We start from the raw sequence: 533 nt of genomic DNA, 5'->3' as shown, positions 1-533 counted from the left end.
GGTAAAACTGCTAACCATTTTTTGTCTTGTTCAAGTCCTAGCAGATCTCGCGCAGGCGCTTGCTCAGATTGCAAAGGGATAGAGTCCGCTAAGGTGTGGCCGATAAACTCACAAGGCACTTTAAATTTATCGTAAAACGCCTTTTCAAACGGTAGAAAAGCCAGTACCAGGTTGGTCGCTGCCTCGATTTTGAAGATACGCTTTTGACGCCACGCCCATACTGAAGGGCTCACGTAGTGCACGGTTTTAATGCCTGCTTGCTTTAAATCTAACTCTAGACGCAAGTTAAAATCTGGCGCATCAATACCGACAAAAACATCTGGCGGGTTCTGGGTGAAGTACTTAACAAGCTCAGCTTTTACTTTTAACAAACGAGGTAATCGTCCAAGCACTTCAACTAACCCCATTACAGCTAACTCTTCCATATCAAAAAGAGATTCACAGCCTTGCGCGATCATCTTTGGCCCACCGATGCCAACGAACTCTGCATTCGGGTATCGTTCTTTCACTGCCTTGATAAAGCCTTCCCCTAG

At 45.6% G+C, this 533-nt stretch carries 1 protein-coding gene; it reads right to left on the bottom strand.

What is annotated here, in order from left to right; genetic code table 11:
- The coding region (gene lpxB / locus R7044_RS27710; protein ID WP_225456296.1) for a lipid-A-disaccharide synthase at positions 1 to 533 on the bottom strand (533 nt) is incomplete at both ends.

The sequence above is a fragment of the Vibrio sp. 1402 genome, assembly GCF_033340275.1.
Note: the sequence above shows the minus strand (reverse complement) of the source record. Positions and strands in the feature narration are given on the sequence as shown.